Origin of the sequence: Falsiroseomonas sp. E2-1-a4, assembly GCF_051433165.1 — a bacterium.
Taxonomy (GTDB): Bacteria; Pseudomonadota; Alphaproteobacteria; order Acetobacterales; family Acetobacteraceae; genus Falsiroseomonas.
Genome location: NZ_JBHMFS010000004.1, coordinates 191,069 through 205,909, shown reverse-complemented (window position 1 = coordinate 205,909; position 14,841 = coordinate 191,069). Strand labels below are relative to the sequence as shown.

Here is a 14,841-nt window from a genome sequence, read left to right as displayed (position 1 = left end):
TGTGTAACGGATGCGATCTGTCACACCAAGAGGGATCAATCCCATGCGTCGTCTTCTGCTCGCCGCCCTTGCGGCGATGTGCGTGTCCTCCGTAGCCGAGGCGCAGGGGCGCCAGGATTTCACGATGGTCAATCGCAGCGGCTACCAGATCAATGAGATCTATGTCGGCCCGTCCAGCAGCACGAATTGGGGCCGCGACCTGCTCGGCCAGAACGTGTTGGTCAACGGTCGCACCTTCAATGTCACTTTCTCGGGCAATTCCAACGAATGCCGCTATGACATAAAGATCGTCTATGAGGATCGGGACCAGTCCGAATTGCGGCGGGTCAATCTCTGCCTCGTCAGCCGGGTGATCATGTACTGGGACCGCGAGCGCAACAACACGCGCTTCGTCACGGAATAGCCGGGGCTGGGGACCATTTTAGAAAACCGGCGGGTCGGTGGTCGTAACGCCTTTCCGTTACCTCACCGCCCGTGCCGCTTCCGCCAGTTGGCGAAGCGTTCCAGGTTGCTCTCCTCCGTCGGCGGGTACAGGCCGAGGATGGGTTGGCCACCGGCCACCATCTCCTGCACGAAATCCTCGAAGGCGGTCATCTCGACCGCCTCGGCGGTGACCTCATCGGCGATATGGGCGGGGATGACGATGACACCGTCATTGTCGCCGACCAGCACATCGCCCGGAAACACCGGCGCATCGCCGCAGCCGATCGGCACATTGGCTTCGATGGGCTGATGCAGCGTGAGGTTGGTGGGCGCGGAGGGCCGCGCATGGAAGGCCGGGATCGCCAGCCTGGCGATATCCGCCGCATCCCGAAAGCCGCCATCCGTCACCACGCCGGCCACGCCGCGCACCATCAGCCGCGTCACCAGGATGCCACCGGCCGAAGCCGCGCGCGGGTCCTTGCGGCTGTCCACCACGAAAATATGCCCAGGCGGGCAGTCCTCCACGCCCTTGCGCTGCGGGTGGGCGCGGTCGCGGAAGGCCGCAAGGGTGTTCAGATCCTCCCGCGCCGGAATGGTCCGCAGGGTGAAGGCCTCCCCCACCATGCTTTCACCCAGCGGGGCCAGCGGCAGCACGCCCTGGATCATCTGGCTGCGAAAGCCGCGCTTGAACAGCGCGGTGGCGAGCGTGGCGGTGGAGACGCGCTTCAGGGCGGCGCGGGTCTGGTCATGCAAAGCCATGATCAGCAGCGCCAATCCGTGCGGTCGCCCTCGATCAGGCGCAGGCTGGCCTGCCAGGCGAGCGCCATGGTCGGGCTGTTGGGGTCGCGGCCGTATTGGCTGGCGGTGCGCAGCCGCACTTCCTCCGGCGGCAGGATCAGCTTGGCGCCGCCCGAAAGGGCCGCAACCTGCGCCTGGCAGGCGCGCTCCAGATAGTAGATCTGGTTCCAGGCCTCGGGGATGGTGCGGCCGGTGACCAGCAGACCGTGGTTCACCAGGATCATCGCGCTGTGCGCGCCGAGATCGGCCACCAGCCGGTCCCGTTCCTCCAGGTCCAGCGCGATGCCCTCATAGCCGTGATAGGCTAGGCGGCCGTAGAATTTCAGTGCGTGCTGGCTGATCGGCAGCAGCCCGTGTTCCTGGGCGGAGACGGCGATGCCGGCCGCGGTGTGGGTGTGCACCACGCAAATCGCATCCTCCCGCGCCGCATGGATGGCGGAGTGGATGACGAAGCCGGCCTTGTTCACCGTGGTCGGCGCGGCGGGGTGGTGCGGATCCACCACATTGCCGTCGAGATCGATCTTCACCAGGTCGCTGGCGCGCATTTCGTGGAACATCACGCCGTGGCGGTTGATGAGGAAGTGGTGCTCCGGGCCGGGGATGCGGGCGCTGATATGGGTGTAGATCAGGTCCGTCATCTTGTGGTGCGCGACCAGGTGATACAGCGCGGCGAGGTCGCAGCGGATCGCCCATTCGGCCTCATCGATACCGGCGGGGATGCGGGATGGCGTGTTGATGTCCATGGGGCGAGTCCTCGGGCGGTTCAGGCGACAGTATTGGCCAGGATGCCGAGGCCCGAAACCTCGAACGCCAGCGAATCGCCGCTGACGAGGAAGCGTGGCGGCTTCTGGGTGGCGCCGGTGCCCTCGGGTGAACCCGTGGCGATGACATCACCAGGGACCAGCGGCGAGATGGTGGAAAGATACGCGATGATCTTCTCCACACCGAAGAACATCGCGCCCGCCGCGCTGTCTTGCACCGTGCGGCCGTTCAGCCGGGTTTGCAGCCGCAGCTTGCGCCAGTCCGTGACCTCATCGGCCGTGGTGACGCAGGGACCCCAGCTTCCGGACTCAAAAAAATTCTTGCCGGCGGTGACGCTGTGCGCCTGCCAGTCGCGCACCGAGCCATCGTTCAGGATGGTGTAGCCGCCGACATGCGCCAGCGCATCCGCCTCCGCGATGCGGTGCCCTGGCTTGCCGATCACCACCGCCAATTCGCATTCATAGTCGAATTGCGGCGATACGCCCGGCGGGCGCAGCGCCGCGCCATGCGCGACAAGCGCCGCCTGGTGCTTGAGGAAGTAGGAGATGTGCGGCGGCGCCTTCACCTCCCCGCCCAGCGGGTGCGGCTTCGGGTAGTTCAGGCCGATGCAGAACAGCCGCGCCTCCGGCAGCGGCGCGGTGATGGTCACGGCCGAGAGCGGCCAGCGACCCTCCTCGGCCGGCGCGCCCTCGGCCAGCACACGCGACAGCGGCGGGTTGCCGGCGAAGCCGATCACCGTCTCGCCTTCCAGCCGTCCGGTGCGGGTGGTGCCATCGGCGGTGAATCCGAGCAGCTTCATGCGGCGGTCTCCATGCGGCGTCGGTCCCATATTTCGGGCTGGACCAGGTGGGGCGGGCGGCGGCCGGCGAGAACGTCCAGTATCTGCGCGGCGCATTGCAGCGCCGTCTCCCGCATTGCCTGTTCGGTCACGCCGCCGATATGCGGGGCGAGCACGGTGTTGGGGGCGCCGAGGATCGGGTCCGTGGCAGGGGCCGGTTCCGTCTCGAACACATCGATCGCGGCGCCGGCGATGGTGCCAGCCCGCAGCGCCGCGGCCAGCGCCTGGCCGTCTATCAGGGCGCCGCGCGCCGTGTTCACCAGCAGCGCATGCGGCTGCATGCAGGTCAGCGCGGCGGCGTCGATCATGTGGCGGGTGTCGGGGCGCAGCGGGCGGTGCAGGGAGACGACATCGGCGCGGGACAGCAGCGCCTGAAGCGTCGGCGCACGCTCCGCCCCCGCCTCCACCAGCACGGCGTTGGAGACACCGGGGGAGAAGACCAGCAGCTTCATGCCGAAGCCATTCCGCGCCATGGCGCCGACCATGCGGCCGATGGTGCCAAAGCCGGCCAGGCCCAGGGTGCGGCCGTGCAGTTCCATCATCTGCGCCTCGTAGCGCAGCCGCCAATCGAGGCCACGCACCGCGGCATCGGCCGGGATCACCTTGCGCGCCAGCGCCAGCGTCAGCGCCACGGCATGCTCCGCCACCGAACGGGCATTGGCGGTGGGCGTGAAGATGGCGAGGATGCCGAGTGCGGCGGCCTCCATCAGATCGATCTCATTCGTGCCGACGCCGTGGTTGGCGATGACGCGCAGGCTCGGCGCCGCCCGCATCGCCGCCGCATCCAGCCCGGCGCTGCGGGTGATGGCGGCGACGCAGCCGGGCAGTTCGCGCGCCACGGTCGCCATGTCCGGCGCCGTGGCGAAACGCGGGGTGACGCCGCCCGCACGCAGCCGCTCCAGGCCTGCCGCATGAATCGGCTGGATGATCAGGCAGTCAGGCACAGGCCGTCGGGTACCGGGCCTCAGACCACCGCCGTCATCCCGCCATCCACATACAGCAGGTGCCCATTGACGAAATCCGAGCCGCGGGAGGCCAGGAACACCGTCGCCCCCACCAGCTCCTCCACTTTGCCCCAGCGCCCGGCCGGCACGCGCTGGCACAGCCATTCGGTGAACTTCGGGTCATCCACCAGCGGCTTGGTCAGGTCCGTGGCGAAGTAGCCTGGCGCCACGGCATTCACCTGGATGCCGCCCTTGGCCCATTCGGCACACAGCGTGCGTGTCATCATCCGCACCGCGCCCTTGCTGGTCGCGTAGGGGGATATGGTGGCGCGGCCCAGTTCGGACTGAACGCTGGCGATGTTGATGATCTTGCCATGCCCGCGTTCCAGCATCCGCCTGGCGACAGCCTGGGCCATGAAGAACACGGCCTCAACATTGGTGGACATCACCTCCCGGAAGGTTTCGGGCGTGACGGAGACGGCGGGGAAGCGGCGGTTGATGCCGGCATTGTTCACCAGCACCTCGATCGGGCCGAGGCGCGTCTCGATCTCGGCGATGGCGGCATCCAGCGCATGCGGGTCGGTCACGTCGAAGCCGGCCTCGGTGACGTCCAGACCCTCCGCGGACAAAGTGCGGGTGGCCTCCGCCAGCACCTCCGGGTCGCGCCCGTTCAGCACCACGCTGGCGCCGGCCTGGCCGAGGCCCCGGGCCAGGGCAAAGCCGATGCCGCGGCTGGAGCCGGTGATCAGCACCCGGCGCCCCTTCAGGTCGAACAGCCCTTGCGTCATTCTCGCCTCCTGCCCTTCATGCGGGGCGAAAATGCGGGGAAACGCGATGTCGGACAAGCCGGGGCTGCTGGTGGTGGGCGAATTGCCCGATTGGGATTTTGCGGCACTCGCCGAGCGCTTCACCCTGCACCATTACTGGCAGGCGCCGGACCAGGCGGCGATGCTGGAGGCCGGGCGCGACAGCATCATCGCCATCTGCACCAAGGGCGAAATCGGCGCCGATGCCGCGCTGATGGATGCGCTGCCGCTGACGCGGATCATTGCCTGCTACGGCGTGGGCGTGGACGCCATCGACCTGGAGGCGGCGCGCGCCCGCGGCATCCATGTGACCAACACGCCGGACGTGCTGACCGAGGAAGTGGCCGACATGGCCATGATGCTGATGCTGGCCGCGGCGCGGAACCTGCGGCTGGGCGAGGCCTGGGTGCGGGACGGGTCCTGGCAGACGAAGGGCGCCATGCCGCTGACCACGCGGGTCTGGGGCAAGCGGCTGGGAATCGTGGGGCTTGGGCGCATCGGCAAGGCGATCGCGAAGCGGGCGGCGGCCTTCGGCATGGAGATCAGCTATTCCGGCCGCAGCCCGCAACCGGGTGTTGCTTATACCTACTACCCCAACCCGGCGGCGCTGGCCCCGAAGGTGGATGTCTTCTGCGTCTCCGCCGCCGGCGGTGCCGCCACGCGCGGGCTTGTGGATCGCGCGGCGATCGCGGCACTGAAGCCAGGGGTGGTTTTCGTCAACGTCTCCCGCGGCACGGTGGTGAATGAGGCGGCGCTGCTGGGGGCGTTGCGGGAAGGCCGGATTGGCGCGGCGGGGCTGGACGTATTCCTGAACGAGCCGGCGATCGACCAGGAATTCCTGACCTTCCCGCACGTCGTGCTGCAGCCGCACGCGGCCAGCGGCACGGTGGAGACGCGGAAGGACATGGGCCGGCTGATGCGGGAGAATCTGGAAGCGCAGCTCGATGGGCGCCCGCTTCTGACGCCCATCATCTGACCTCAGGCGCCGGGGGCCTGGCTCGCCTGACGAACCGGCGGCCATTCGGCCGCTCAGCCGGCTGCTTCGGCCGGGAGGCTAGCCTCAGTCATGCATGAGGGCAGACAGGCGGGAATGTTCTGACATACCGGCATGGGTTGTCGCGCCGTGCTTTGGCGTTGGGCTGGTTCATTTGGGGTGCGGCGTTGAGGGTTGAACGGACAGCGCGTGGCGGGGCGGTGCCCCGCTGGTCAGATGAACATGCGGGACAGTCAACTCGACAATGGCGGCAAGCTTGATCAGCCGCAGCGGACCGAACTGACCAACCCGCCGGGCCGAACGCCGCGGCATGGCGTCTCGCAGGCGCCACATCAGCCAGTCTTCATCGATACCCTGCTGGGCCGCACCGCACGTTCCGTAGGCGGTTCGAAACAGACTCTCAGCGGCCGCACGCAGAAATGCGCCATCGCCAACCCCGCTTATATTTTCTGCAACTTGTTGGCGCAGCATTGCCGGCAAGCCGGCGCGGGAAGCGCTCCCGGAACTCGAAGGCCAGGGCGGGCAGGCAAACACCTGCCTGAGCAAGCCCACCAGTCGAAGCGGGCAATGATCGGCCTGGCGGAAATAAAGGCGGGGGCGGCGCAGAATTTGCGTGGCGGGCACGGCAACCGGAAAGGCAATTTTCCGGGATCGATCCGACGCATGCCGCAGTAGTGTAGACACCAACGATGCTGGCCAAGTCATCTCGGAATCTATGCTGGAACTACGTTGAAAATGAATTTGCTTCAGGCCTATAAAATAGGGGCGACGTCTCTCGTCGGATCAAAATACCGCAAGTCGCGGCGCATCCTGCATTTGTAAAGTTTTGGAGGAATCTGTGAAAAAACGGCTATTATTGCTTACGGTTTCGGCTACGAGCGTTGCATTGATTTCGCCAAGTCTGGCGCAGCGGCAGACCGCTGTCGGGCCAGGCATAATCCCGCTCAGCGCCGCCGGCGCGCTGGGTGGCGTCGACATGTCCGCTTCAGGCACCACGGGAACCTTGAGTGTGGGCGTCCCGGGCGGCCCTCGGACCGATATCTTCACGCTCAACGACCCCCCGCTCGCCGGAAGCGTCGCCGTTTCGACTGCCGCCTCCAGCCAGGGCAACATCGTCTTCAACAGCAGTTCGAACGTCTTTGGCGCTGTCGGCGTTACACAGCCTGGCGGGCCTTTTCTGCGGAGCATTTTCGCAGGCAATGCCGGCACCACCGTGAACTTCCTGGGCCCGGTATTCGCGACGACGCTGGATGTGGTCGGCACGGGCGCGGTCAACTTCAACAGTGGCTCCATCAACATCACGGCGACGAATTTCGCAGGTGATGGCTTCATCGGCCTCGCCCCGAACTCAGTCCTGATTGGCGCTCTCACCACCACGGCCGGCGCCAATACCGGCACACTGTCACTCGGTGGCGGCAGCGTTCTCGATGGTGCCGTGGGCGGCGCGGTGGGGTTGCGCGCGATCAATGTCATCGGAGGAACGAACCTCGCCGGTGTCACCGGCACGATCACCGGCGCGGCGAACGCATTTTCATTCTCGCTCGGCCGCAACACGCTGAATGTCGATGGCGCCCTGACGATTGCGAATGGCGGTCCGGGCGGCGTCGTCCACACGACGCTGGCCAGCCCGACGGTCTACGGCAACATCCGGCCGGTCGGCGCGACAAACCTCGGCCCTGCACTTCAGGTCAATGTCACCGTTCCACAAACGTCCTTCATCCCGGTCGGGACGCGCTTCAACATCATCCAGACACGCGCTGGCACGGTGCAGAGCGGGACGGACGGGAGCGTGGTCGCGGTCACCGTACAGAACCCGACAAACCCGCTTTACACATTCTCCGCCGTGCCGCTCGCGGGGACGATTGCCGGCGAGGTGGTGATCGAGACGACGGGGATCCCCGTGCTGGTGCCGATCCAGCCGCCGCCCGGCGTGGCGCTTCCCCCGAACGTCCCCGTGGCCGCTCCCGTGGTCCCGGTTCTTCTGGCCGTTGCCGCCTCACCCACCGCGCCTCCGGATGCTGACATAACGGCGGTGGTCCTGCCGGCGCTCAACGCATTCTCCGATCCGAAGCAGGTCGTCGACGCTGTGGCGCAGCTCGCCCCCGCCGCGCCCATCCTTGCAGCGCCGCTGGTCACCTTCCAGGGCACCAGGCAGTTCCAGGGCCTGCTGCTGTCGCGCATCGACAATATCCTGTGCGGCCCCATCAGCCTGGAGGAACCTGAGGTCAGCGGCTGCCGGGAAGATCAGCGCAGCGGATGGTGGCTGAAGGGATTCGGCTATACGGGCCGGCAAGGCGCCCGCGATGGGATGTCCGGCTACGACACCAGCATCGTTGGCGCGATGATCGGTTACGACGTACCCGCAGGCGCCAATACCCGCGTCGGATTCGGCCTCGGCTATGCCAGGAGCGGGATCGACGGGCAGACCTTCGGCAGCGGCAGCGCGGAGACCAAGTTCGACAGCTACCGCGGTACCGTTTACGTCGTGCACGAGGCCGGGCCGTGGTTTGCCCACGCCGATGCATCGCTTGGCCTGAACGGCTACACGGGTGTCCGCAACATCTCCTTCACCGGCGTGCAGCGCAGGGCCGAGGCAGATTACAACGGCCAGGACTACACCACCTCCATCGGGGGCGGATATCGGTGGGCGACGAACGGCTTCATCGTCACGCCGCGGGCTTCGCTCCAGTACACCCATGTGGACGTTGACGGCTACACGGAGTCCGGTGCCGGCGACATCGGACTGCGTGTGCGGTCCCAGAGCTACGACTTCCTTGAATCCGTCGTCGGTCTGAAGGTCGAGCGCCCCTTCGTGCATGGAACCTCGCGCATCGTTCCCGAGGTTCACGCCAATTGGCTCAGGGCGTTGAACAATCCGACGATGACGAATACGGCGTCCTTCGTCGCAGCGGGATCGCCGAGCTTCACGGCACCGGGATTGAGCACGTCGGCCAACACTTACAACGTCGGCGCTGGTCTCACGCTGCTGTCCTGCGCTTGCGCCGCGCACACATGGTCACTTGAGGCCGTGTATGACTACCAGTGGCGCGATGATCGCTACACCGCGCATCAGGGCACAATGCGGTTCACTGGCCGCTTCTAGCCCGGATCATGCGCCGGGTTGTCCTGACGCAGGCCAATCCACGGCGGTGGCCGAGCCGCCGGTTTCAAAGTCGGCGATCGCAAAAAAATTTCGCGAAATCAGCGGCTTGCGCCCGGGGCAGCGGTTGTCGTGAAGAATCCAGGCTGGAGCGCGAGATCGATCCTCTCAGATCAATCTCGCGCTCCATAGGGTATTAAATTCAGGGCAAACAATCCGTCCAAACTGGTTCAGTCAGAACGGAAATTGCTCTAGTTCTCCAGCGTCGCATCCAGTGTGATCTCGGCGTTCAGCACCTTGGAAACCGGGCAGTTCGCCTTGGCCGTTTCCGCCAGCTTGCGGAAGGTGGCCTCGTCGCAGCCCGGCACGCGGGCCTTCAGCGTCAGTGCCACGCGGGCGATCTTCCAGCCGCCCTCCACCTGGTCCATGCCCACCTTGGCGGTGGTGTCCAGGCTGGTCGCCTTGAGGTCGGCGCCGGCCAGTTGGAAGGCCAGCGCCATGGTGAAGCAGCCGGCATGGGCGGCGGCGATCAGTTCCTCCGGGTTGGTGCCGGGGCCCTCGGCGAAGCGGGTGTTGAAGCCGTAGGGCGCCTGCTTCAGCACGCCGGATTGGGTCGAGACCTGACCGGTGCCATCCTTGCCGCCACCTTCCCAATGGGCGGAACCGCTGCGTGAAATGCTCGCCATGGTGGCTCTCCTTCTGTTGCCGCAGCGGCAGATGGGGCCGCGCCGCGCACATCCCCCATGACAAAGCCGCGCGCAGCCACCTTGCCGCCGCCGCGCCCCGCCTGTAGGCGAGGAAAAAGTCCCGCCTGGAGAAACGCCCATGCCCGTCGGTTTCCGCATCCTGCCGCGCGCCCGCGCCGTGGCCCCCGCGCTGGTTGAGCGCTTCCGCAAGCTGCCCGTCGCCAATGTCTCCGACAGCATGTCCCGCATCTTCGCCGCCGGCCCGCGCCTGCGGCCGATGCACCAGGGCGGCGTGATGGCCGGCCCGGCGTTTACCGTGCGCTGCCGCCCCGGTGACAATTTGATGGTCCACAAGGCGATCGACATGGCCGAGGCCGGCGACGTGGTAGTGGTGGATGCCGGTGGCGACCTGACCAATGCCATCATCGGGGAGCTGATGCTGGCGCAGATGGTGCGCCGCAAGCTGGGCGGCATCGTCATCAACGGCGCCATCCGCGACAGCGGCGCGCTGGCGAAGCAGCCCTTCCCCGTCTACGCCGCCGGCATCACCCATCGCGGCCCCTACAAGGACGGCCCAGGCGAGATCAACGTCGCCATCGGCTTCGAGGGCCTGGTGATCGAGCCGGGCGACATGATTCTGGGTGACGAGGACGGCTTCGTCTCCGTCCCCTACGCCGATGCCGAGACGGTCTGCATCGCGACCGAGGCGAAGCACGCCGCCGAGGGCAAGCAGATGGCGGAAATCGAGGCCGGCACCGTCGACCGCGCCTGGGTGGATGCCACGCTGCGCAAGCTGGGCTGCGAGGGCGTCTGAGGCATGAATGCGGCGGTGCAGGTGCCGGTGCTCGGCCCTGCGGCGCCGCGCGGGCTGTGTACGGATTGCGGCGTCTCCCGCATGGCGGACGCCAAGGCCTGCGGGCGGGCCTGCCAGTTCATCCAGCCGGATTATGCGCGGCTGGAAGCCCAGGTGCATGGCCGAGCGCGAGATCCGTCCCGGCCGGACGAGCTGCATTTCGGCCCGTTCCGCCAGATGTTGCGGGCGCGGCTGGCCGCGCCGCGCCCCGGCGCGCAATGGACCGGCATCACCACTCGGCTGGCCGAGAAGCTGCTGGGGGCCGGCGCGGTGGATGCCGTGTTGACCATGGCCCCCGACCCGGACGACAAATGGCGCCCCGTGCCGGTGCTGGTGACGAAGCCGGAGGGCATGGCGCAGTGCCGCGGCATGCGGATGGGCTACGCCCCGCTGCTGGCGCTGCTGGAACCGGCCCGCGCGGCCGGCCACAAGCGCTTGGCAATCATCGGCATCCCCTGCCAGGTCTATGCGCTGCGGGCGCTGGAGGCGGGGCTGGGGCTGGAGCGCCTTTACGTCATCGGCACGCCGTGTTCCGACAACACCACCACCGAAAACTTCCACCAGTTCCTGGCGCTGCTGGACGCTGACCCCGCCAGCATCACCTATCTGGAGTTCCGCGCCGACTACCATGTGGAGCTGCGCTTCGCCGATGGGCGAATTCGAGAAATCCCCTTCCTGCAACTGCCGATCAGCCAATTGCCCGGCGATTTCTTCCCCCTCACCTGCCGCAGCTGCGTCGACTACACCAATGTTTTGGCCGACATCACCGTGGGCTACATGGCAGGCGAAGGCGATCAGTGGCTGCTGGTACGGAATGCGCGCGGGGCGGAACTGCTGGCGCTGCTGGGGGACGAGGTCGTCACCAGCGCACCCGGCAGCGCCGGCAAACGCGCCGGTGCGGTGCGCGGCTTCCTCGCAAATACCGAACGTGCCGCTGGCGGCCTGCCGCTACGGCGCATGCCCAACTTCCTGCGCGGCATCGTCGGCTGGCTGATGCCGCGCATCGGCCCGCGCGGTCTGGAATTCGCGCGCGCGCGCGTCGAGATGAAGGCGGTCGAGACCGTGCTGCATCTGCGCCGGCAGCTTCCGGCGCGGCTGAAGCACATGGTGCCGCCGCATATCTGGGCACTGGTCGCCCCCTATGGCGTGCAGCCCCAGGCGGGCGAGACCGGGGCGGGCGAGACCGGGGCGGACGAGACCGGCGCGCCGATCAAGCCACCGCCGGCGGCATCTGCGGACCGGGTGGGCTGATGCTGGGCATCTCCGGATACTGGCCCGGATAGGGCAGGTCCGGCCCCGGATTCGGTTCCGCCGGCGGCAGATCAGGCGGCGGGTCGGGCATGGTACCCGGTTCGGGGGGTGGAATTTCCCGTTCCGGCGTCGGCGGATTCACCGGGGGCAGTCCGGGCAGCTCGGGCGGTGGCGGGTTCGGCTCGGAGGATTGGGTCATGCCGGACTGAACGCGGCAGGCCGCCCGCCGTTCAGTCTAGCCTGTCGCTCACCGTGCGGAGCGGATGACCGTCGTCGCGCCGCCGCAGGTCTGGCGCATGCTCAGAAGGCGCTGCGCCTCCGCCGTATTGCCGATGCGGGTCTGGATGCCGGCACCTTCCTCGAGTTCGAGGTTGTAGCCCTCACAGGTATCGGCGGCCGCGCGGCGGGCTTCGATCGGCACGGCATGGGGGATCACCCGGCCGGAAGCGGCCGACAACTGGCGGAAGGCGGCCGCGGTGCCCGGCGCCGGGGCCTGGCGCTGGATGACGATCACGATGGCCACCACCGCAACAAGGACCAGCGTCCCAAGCCCATAGAGCAGCGTATGACGCATGACCAAAACCTTCCCTCAGGGCGTCGCAGAAATTTCGCAGCGCGTCGACATTGTCAACCCTGGTATGAAATTTCGAGATCTCCGCCGGGAATCAGCCCCGGAGCCGGAACCGCTGATCGAGGTCAGGCAGCAGGGCGCGGGACAGCGGTACCCGCATTTCGCAATCCAGCCCCCCGCGTCGCCAGTGCAGCACGATCCGTCCGCCCAGCTGGCCGGCGATGGTTGCCTCCAGCACCCGGGATCCGAAGCCGAGCCGGTGCGGCCGTGCCGTGACCGGCGGGCCGCCGCGTTCCAGCCAGCGCAACGCAAGCTGCCGGGGTCCATCCTCCCGGCCCGACTCGCTGCGGGTATCCAGGCTCCAGGACAGTTCGATGCGGCCCTCGGCGACGGACAGCGCGCCATGCTTGGTCGCATTCGTCGCCAGCTCATGCAGCGCCATGGCCAGGGCCTGCGCCGCGGTCGGCGCGATCATCACGGGCGGCCCCGAGGCGGCAACGCGACTGTCGCCCTCCGGCGTCAGGAAGGGGGCCATCTCCCCGGCCACCAGATCATGCAGCGCCACGCCATCCCAGCGACCTTCCGCCAGCAGGGTATGCGCCCGCGCTAGCGCGGCCACGCGGCCCAGCACGGCGGTGGCAAAGGCCTCCGGGTCGTCCTTTGGCGTCATCCGTACCGCGGCCTGTACCACGGCCAGCGCGTTCTTCGCCCGGTGGTCCAGCTCCCGCATCAGCAGGGTCTGGCGTTCCTCCGTCTCCCGCCGCTCCGTCACATCCAGCGCAACGCCCCGCATCTGCAATGCGCGGCCGGTGGAGGGGTCGCGCACCAGCTCGCCCCGCGCAGACATCCAGCGCACCGCCGTCGCACCCGCACGGTGGAAGCGGAACTCGATGGACAAGGGCATGCCCGTACTGGCCAGGACCTGGCGCAGCACCGCATCGACGCGCGGGCGGTCCGCCGGGTGGATCGCCGCGCGCCAGCGATCGAGGTCGGCGCCCTTCGCCAGATCCGTGCCGAACAGGCGGTGGCAGCTTGCGGACCAGTGCACCTGGCCGCTCACCACATTCCATTCCCAGGTGCCGACCCCGCCGGCATCCTGCGCCAGGCGAAGCCTTTGCTCGCTGCGGCGCAGCGCCGTTTCCGCTCGGCGCCGCTGGATCTCGGCGTGGCGACGCCCCTCCAGGTCCCGCGCTGCAACGGTGACACCGCCGCCTTCGGCCGGGTGGACATTCACCTCGAACCAGCGTCCCGCGAGTGGCGACCGGGCGCAGAAATGGGTCTCCACCTGGCTGGCGAGCACGGTGGAGATCACCTGCCAGGTCAGGCTGCCGCGCACGGCGGGTAGCAGGCCCAGGAAGGGCTGGCCGAGCACCTCCTCCGCCCGCAGGCCCCACATCTCCAGCGCCCGGCGGCTGGCGAAGCGGATGCGGGCTGCGCTGTCGAGTGCGTAGAGCATGTCACCCAGGCTCTCCAGCACCTCCCGCGCCTGCTGCATCGATTCGGCCAATGCCGCCTCGGCCCGTTTCAATTCCGTCACATCGACATGCGCGCCCAGCATCCGCAGGGCCTGGCCGGCCGGGCCGCGTTCGATCTCGGCCCGCGCCGCGATCCAGCGCACCCCGCTGCCGGGGGTGAGGATGCGGTATTCCTGGGCATAGTCCGTGGCACCCGAGTGATCCGAGACAGCATCGAGGTAGCGGCGTTCCGCACGTAGCCGGTCCTCCGGATGCAGGCGGGCAACCCAATCCTTGTGCAACTCCTCCGCCGACCGCGGATGCAGGCCCTGCAGGTCCATGTATTCAGCGGATCGCTGGTTCTGGCCGGTCCGCAGGTCGATCTCGAAGCCGCCGACGCGGCCGATCTGCTGCACGCGTCGCAGCCGCTGTTCGCTCAGCCGCAGGCGCGCCTCGGCTTGGCGGCGTTGCAGGGCAGACCAGATGCGCCCCGCCGCCTCCCGCACCAGAGCTTCCTCGGCCGTGGTCCACTCGCGAGGGGCGGCGTGGTGCAGCTGCAGCAGCGCCACAAGCCTGTCCTGCCTCAGCAGCGGCACGGCCAGACTGCCGCTTGCCTCGCCAAGGCCGATACTGGCCCCGGCCCGCAGCGCCGCCATCTGGTCAGCGCCGCAATCCTGCAAGGGATGGGACCCCGTTGCACCCGGCATGCTGCCATCGGTCCAATCCGCCAGGATCTGGAAGGTCGCGGTCGCGGCATCCACCTCGCCGAAGGCGCAGCGCGCGGCGCCGAGGTGGCGACCGAGTTGCGCGGCCGCGGTCCGCACCACAGCCTCCGGCGAATCCAGGTCCCGCAGGGCGGCGTCGAGGTCGAGCAGGAAGGCGCTGCGGCGTTCGGCCTGCACTACGCAGGTGGTCTCGAAGCCTGTCAGCAGCACGCCGCCGATTAGGCCCGCTTCGTCGCGTGCCGGCATGGCGGACAGGCTGAAAAAGGCCGGGCCACCTGCCTGCGGGAAGGCCAGGGTCTGCGGCGGCAGTGGCTGCCCGGCGAGCGCGGCCTGCACCAGCGCCGCGATGCCACCGCCATCCGGCCACAGCGCCGCGCAATGGCTGCCCTGCGCCGGGGCGCCCCCCGGCAGAAGCGGGAGGAACGCCGCATTGTGCAGGGCGAGGAGGTCGGGGCCCCACAGCAGAGCCGCCGGCGCCGCGCTGTCGCGCACGAGATGGGCCAGCATGCGCGGCGCGGCAGACCGGCGGCGGCCAGTTCCGGCGGCTGTCGCGGCAGACCCCACATCATCGGTGGCAAGGGACCGTTGGCTGTCTCCGGCGGGATCCCCGCTCGGGCATGGCAGAGGCGCGTGACC

The 14,841-nt window shown here is 68.2% G+C and carries 15 protein-coding genes; 6 read left to right on the top strand and 9 right to left on the bottom strand.

Annotation, left to right across the window (positions count from 1 at the left end; all coding sequences use genetic code 11):
- Positions 1-43: 43 nt before the first annotated feature.
- On the top strand, positions 44-403 hold the full coding sequence (locus ACFHNC_RS06485; protein WP_437168406.1) for a hypothetical protein: 360 nt from the start codon (positions 44-46) through the stop codon (positions 401-403).
- A 62-nt stretch (positions 404-465) separates the two neighbouring features.
- Here the strand turns inward: ACFHNC_RS06485 and ACFHNC_RS06480 are convergent, their stop codons facing one another.
- The 5 genes from ACFHNC_RS06480 to ACFHNC_RS06460 are packed head-to-tail and all read right to left on the bottom strand — an operon-like array spanning position 466 to position 4,553.
- Positions 466-1,182: a ribonuclease activity regulator RraA gene (locus ACFHNC_RS06480; protein ID WP_437168405.1), complete on the bottom strand. Its 717-nt coding sequence runs from the start codon at positions 1,180-1,182 to the stop codon at positions 466-468.
- Between the two features lie 2 nt (positions 1,183-1,184).
- Complete coding sequence (locus ACFHNC_RS06475; RefSeq protein WP_437168404.1) at positions 1,185-1,964, bottom strand: class II aldolase/adducin family protein; 780 nt, start codon at positions 1,962-1,964, stop codon at positions 1,185-1,187.
- A gap of 20 nt (positions 1,965-1,984) precedes the next feature.
- Positions 1,985-2,782 (bottom strand): fumarylacetoacetate hydrolase family protein, encoded by a 798-nt coding sequence (locus ACFHNC_RS06470; RefSeq protein ID WP_437168403.1) that lies wholly within the window; start codon positions 2,780-2,782, stop codon positions 1,985-1,987.
- A complete protein-coding gene (locus ACFHNC_RS06465; RefSeq protein WP_437168402.1) occupies positions 2,779-3,765 on the bottom strand; it encodes a hydroxyacid dehydrogenase in 987 nt (328 codons plus the stop codon). Before ACFHNC_RS06465 ends, ACFHNC_RS06470 begins: the two co-directional genes overlap by 4 nt.
- 20 nt (positions 3,766-3,785) lie before the next feature.
- Positions 3,786-4,553 carry an SDR family oxidoreductase gene (locus ACFHNC_RS06460; protein ID WP_437168401.1) on the bottom strand — a complete coding sequence of 256 codons (768 nt, stop codon included), beginning with the start codon at positions 4,551-4,553 and terminating at the stop codon, positions 3,786-3,788.
- 46 nt (positions 4,554-4,599) lie between these two features.
- On the opposite strand from ACFHNC_RS06460, the gene ACFHNC_RS06455 reads away from it, so the two are divergent.
- The 3 genes from ACFHNC_RS06455 to ACFHNC_RS06445 all read left to right on the top strand — a co-directional run bounded on the left by ACFHNC_RS06455 (position 4,600) and on the right by ACFHNC_RS06445 (position 8,668).
- Positions 4,600-5,547: a 2-hydroxyacid dehydrogenase gene (locus ACFHNC_RS06455; protein ID WP_437168400.1), complete on the top strand. Its 948-nt coding sequence runs from the start codon at positions 4,600-4,602 to the stop codon at positions 5,545-5,547.
- A gap of 234 nt (positions 5,548-5,781) precedes the next feature.
- Entirely contained in the window at positions 5,782-6,240 is a 459-nt protein-coding gene (locus ACFHNC_RS06450) for a hypothetical protein (RefSeq protein ID WP_437168399.1), read from the top strand.
- 163 nt (positions 6,241-6,403) lie between these two features.
- Positions 6,404-8,668 carry an autotransporter domain-containing protein gene (locus ACFHNC_RS06445; protein WP_437168398.1) on the top strand — a complete coding sequence of 755 codons (2,265 nt, stop codon included), beginning with the start codon at positions 6,404-6,406 and terminating at the stop codon, positions 8,666-8,668.
- Between the two features lie 248 nt (positions 8,669-8,916).
- Here the strand turns inward: ACFHNC_RS06445 and ACFHNC_RS06440 are convergent, their stop codons facing one another.
- Positions 8,917-9,351: an OsmC family protein gene (locus tag ACFHNC_RS06440; protein ID WP_437168397.1), complete on the bottom strand. Its 435-nt coding sequence runs from the start codon at positions 9,349-9,351 to the stop codon at positions 8,917-8,919.
- 139 nt (positions 9,352-9,490) lie between these two features.
- Between ACFHNC_RS06440 and ACFHNC_RS06435 the strand changes: the two genes are divergently transcribed.
- On the top strand, positions 9,491-10,165 hold the full coding sequence (locus ACFHNC_RS06435) for an RraA family protein (protein ID WP_437168396.1): 675 nt from the start codon (positions 9,491-9,493) through the stop codon (positions 10,163-10,165).
- Positions 10,166-10,168: 3 nt separating this feature from the next.
- On the top strand, positions 10,169-11,455 hold the full coding sequence (locus tag ACFHNC_RS06430; RefSeq protein WP_437168395.1) for a Coenzyme F420 hydrogenase/dehydrogenase, beta subunit C-terminal domain: 1,287 nt from the start codon (positions 10,169-10,171) through the stop codon (positions 11,453-11,455).
- On the opposite strand, the gene ACFHNC_RS06425 is transcribed toward ACFHNC_RS06430, so the two are convergent.
- From ACFHNC_RS06425 to ACFHNC_RS06415, 3 genes are all read right to left on the bottom strand, one after another.
- Entirely contained in the window at positions 11,415-11,654 is a 240-nt protein-coding gene (locus ACFHNC_RS06425) for a hypothetical protein (protein ID WP_437168394.1), read from the bottom strand. The two genes, ACFHNC_RS06430 and ACFHNC_RS06425, sit on opposite strands and share 41 nt — an antisense overlap.
- 48 nt (positions 11,655-11,702) lie before the next feature.
- Positions 11,703-12,029: a hypothetical protein gene (locus ACFHNC_RS06420; RefSeq protein WP_437168393.1), complete on the bottom strand. Its 327-nt coding sequence runs from the start codon at positions 12,027-12,029 to the stop codon at positions 11,703-11,705.
- A gap of 91 nt (positions 12,030-12,120) precedes the next feature.
- Entirely contained in the window at positions 12,121-14,712 is a 2,592-nt protein-coding gene (locus ACFHNC_RS06415; protein ID WP_437168392.1) for a PAS domain-containing protein, read from the bottom strand.
- Between the last annotated feature and the right edge of the window lie 129 nt (positions 14,713-14,841).

Excerpts from the sequence above, each read along its gene's own strand:
- ACFHNC_RS06485 (WP_437168406.1), top strand. The coding sequence starts at position 44 with ATGCGTCGTCTTCTGCTCGCCGCCCTTGCGGCGATGTGCGTGTCCTCC.
- ACFHNC_RS06480 (WP_437168405.1), bottom strand. The coding sequence starts at position 1,182 with ATGGCTTTGCATGACCAGACCCGCGCCGCCCTGAAGCGCGTCTCCACC.
- ACFHNC_RS06475 (WP_437168404.1), bottom strand. The coding sequence starts at position 1,964 with ATGGACATCAACACGCCATCCCGCATCCCCGCCGGTATCGATGAGGCC.
- ACFHNC_RS06470 (WP_437168403.1), bottom strand. The coding sequence starts at position 2,782 with ATGAAGCTGCTCGGATTCACCGCCGATGGCACCACCCGCACCGGACGG.
- ACFHNC_RS06460 (WP_437168401.1), bottom strand. The coding sequence starts at position 4,553 with ATGACGCAAGGGCTGTTCGACCTGAAGGGGCGCCGGGTGCTGATCACC.
- ACFHNC_RS06455 (WP_437168400.1), top strand. The coding sequence starts at position 4,600 with ATGTCGGACAAGCCGGGGCTGCTGGTGGTGGGCGAATTGCCCGATTGG.
- ACFHNC_RS06450 (WP_437168399.1), top strand. The coding sequence starts at position 5,782 with ATGAACATGCGGGACAGTCAACTCGACAATGGCGGCAAGCTTGATCAG.
- ACFHNC_RS06440 (WP_437168397.1), bottom strand. The coding sequence starts at position 9,351 with ATGGCGAGCATTTCACGCAGCGGTTCCGCCCATTGGGAAGGTGGCGGC.
- ACFHNC_RS06435 (WP_437168396.1), top strand. The coding sequence starts at position 9,491 with ATGCCCGTCGGTTTCCGCATCCTGCCGCGCGCCCGCGCCGTGGCCCCC.
- ACFHNC_RS06430 (WP_437168395.1), top strand. The coding sequence starts at position 10,169 with ATGAATGCGGCGGTGCAGGTGCCGGTGCTCGGCCCTGCGGCGCCGCGC.
- ACFHNC_RS06425 (WP_437168394.1), bottom strand. The coding sequence starts at position 11,654 with ATGACCCAATCCTCCGAGCCGAACCCGCCACCGCCCGAGCTGCCCGGA.
- ACFHNC_RS06420 (WP_437168393.1), bottom strand. The coding sequence starts at position 12,029 with ATGCGTCATACGCTGCTCTATGGGCTTGGGACGCTGGTCCTTGTTGCG.
- ACFHNC_RS06415 (WP_437168392.1), bottom strand. The coding sequence starts at position 14,712 with ATGCTGGCCCATCTCGTGCGCGACAGCGCGGCGCCGGCGGCTCTGCTG.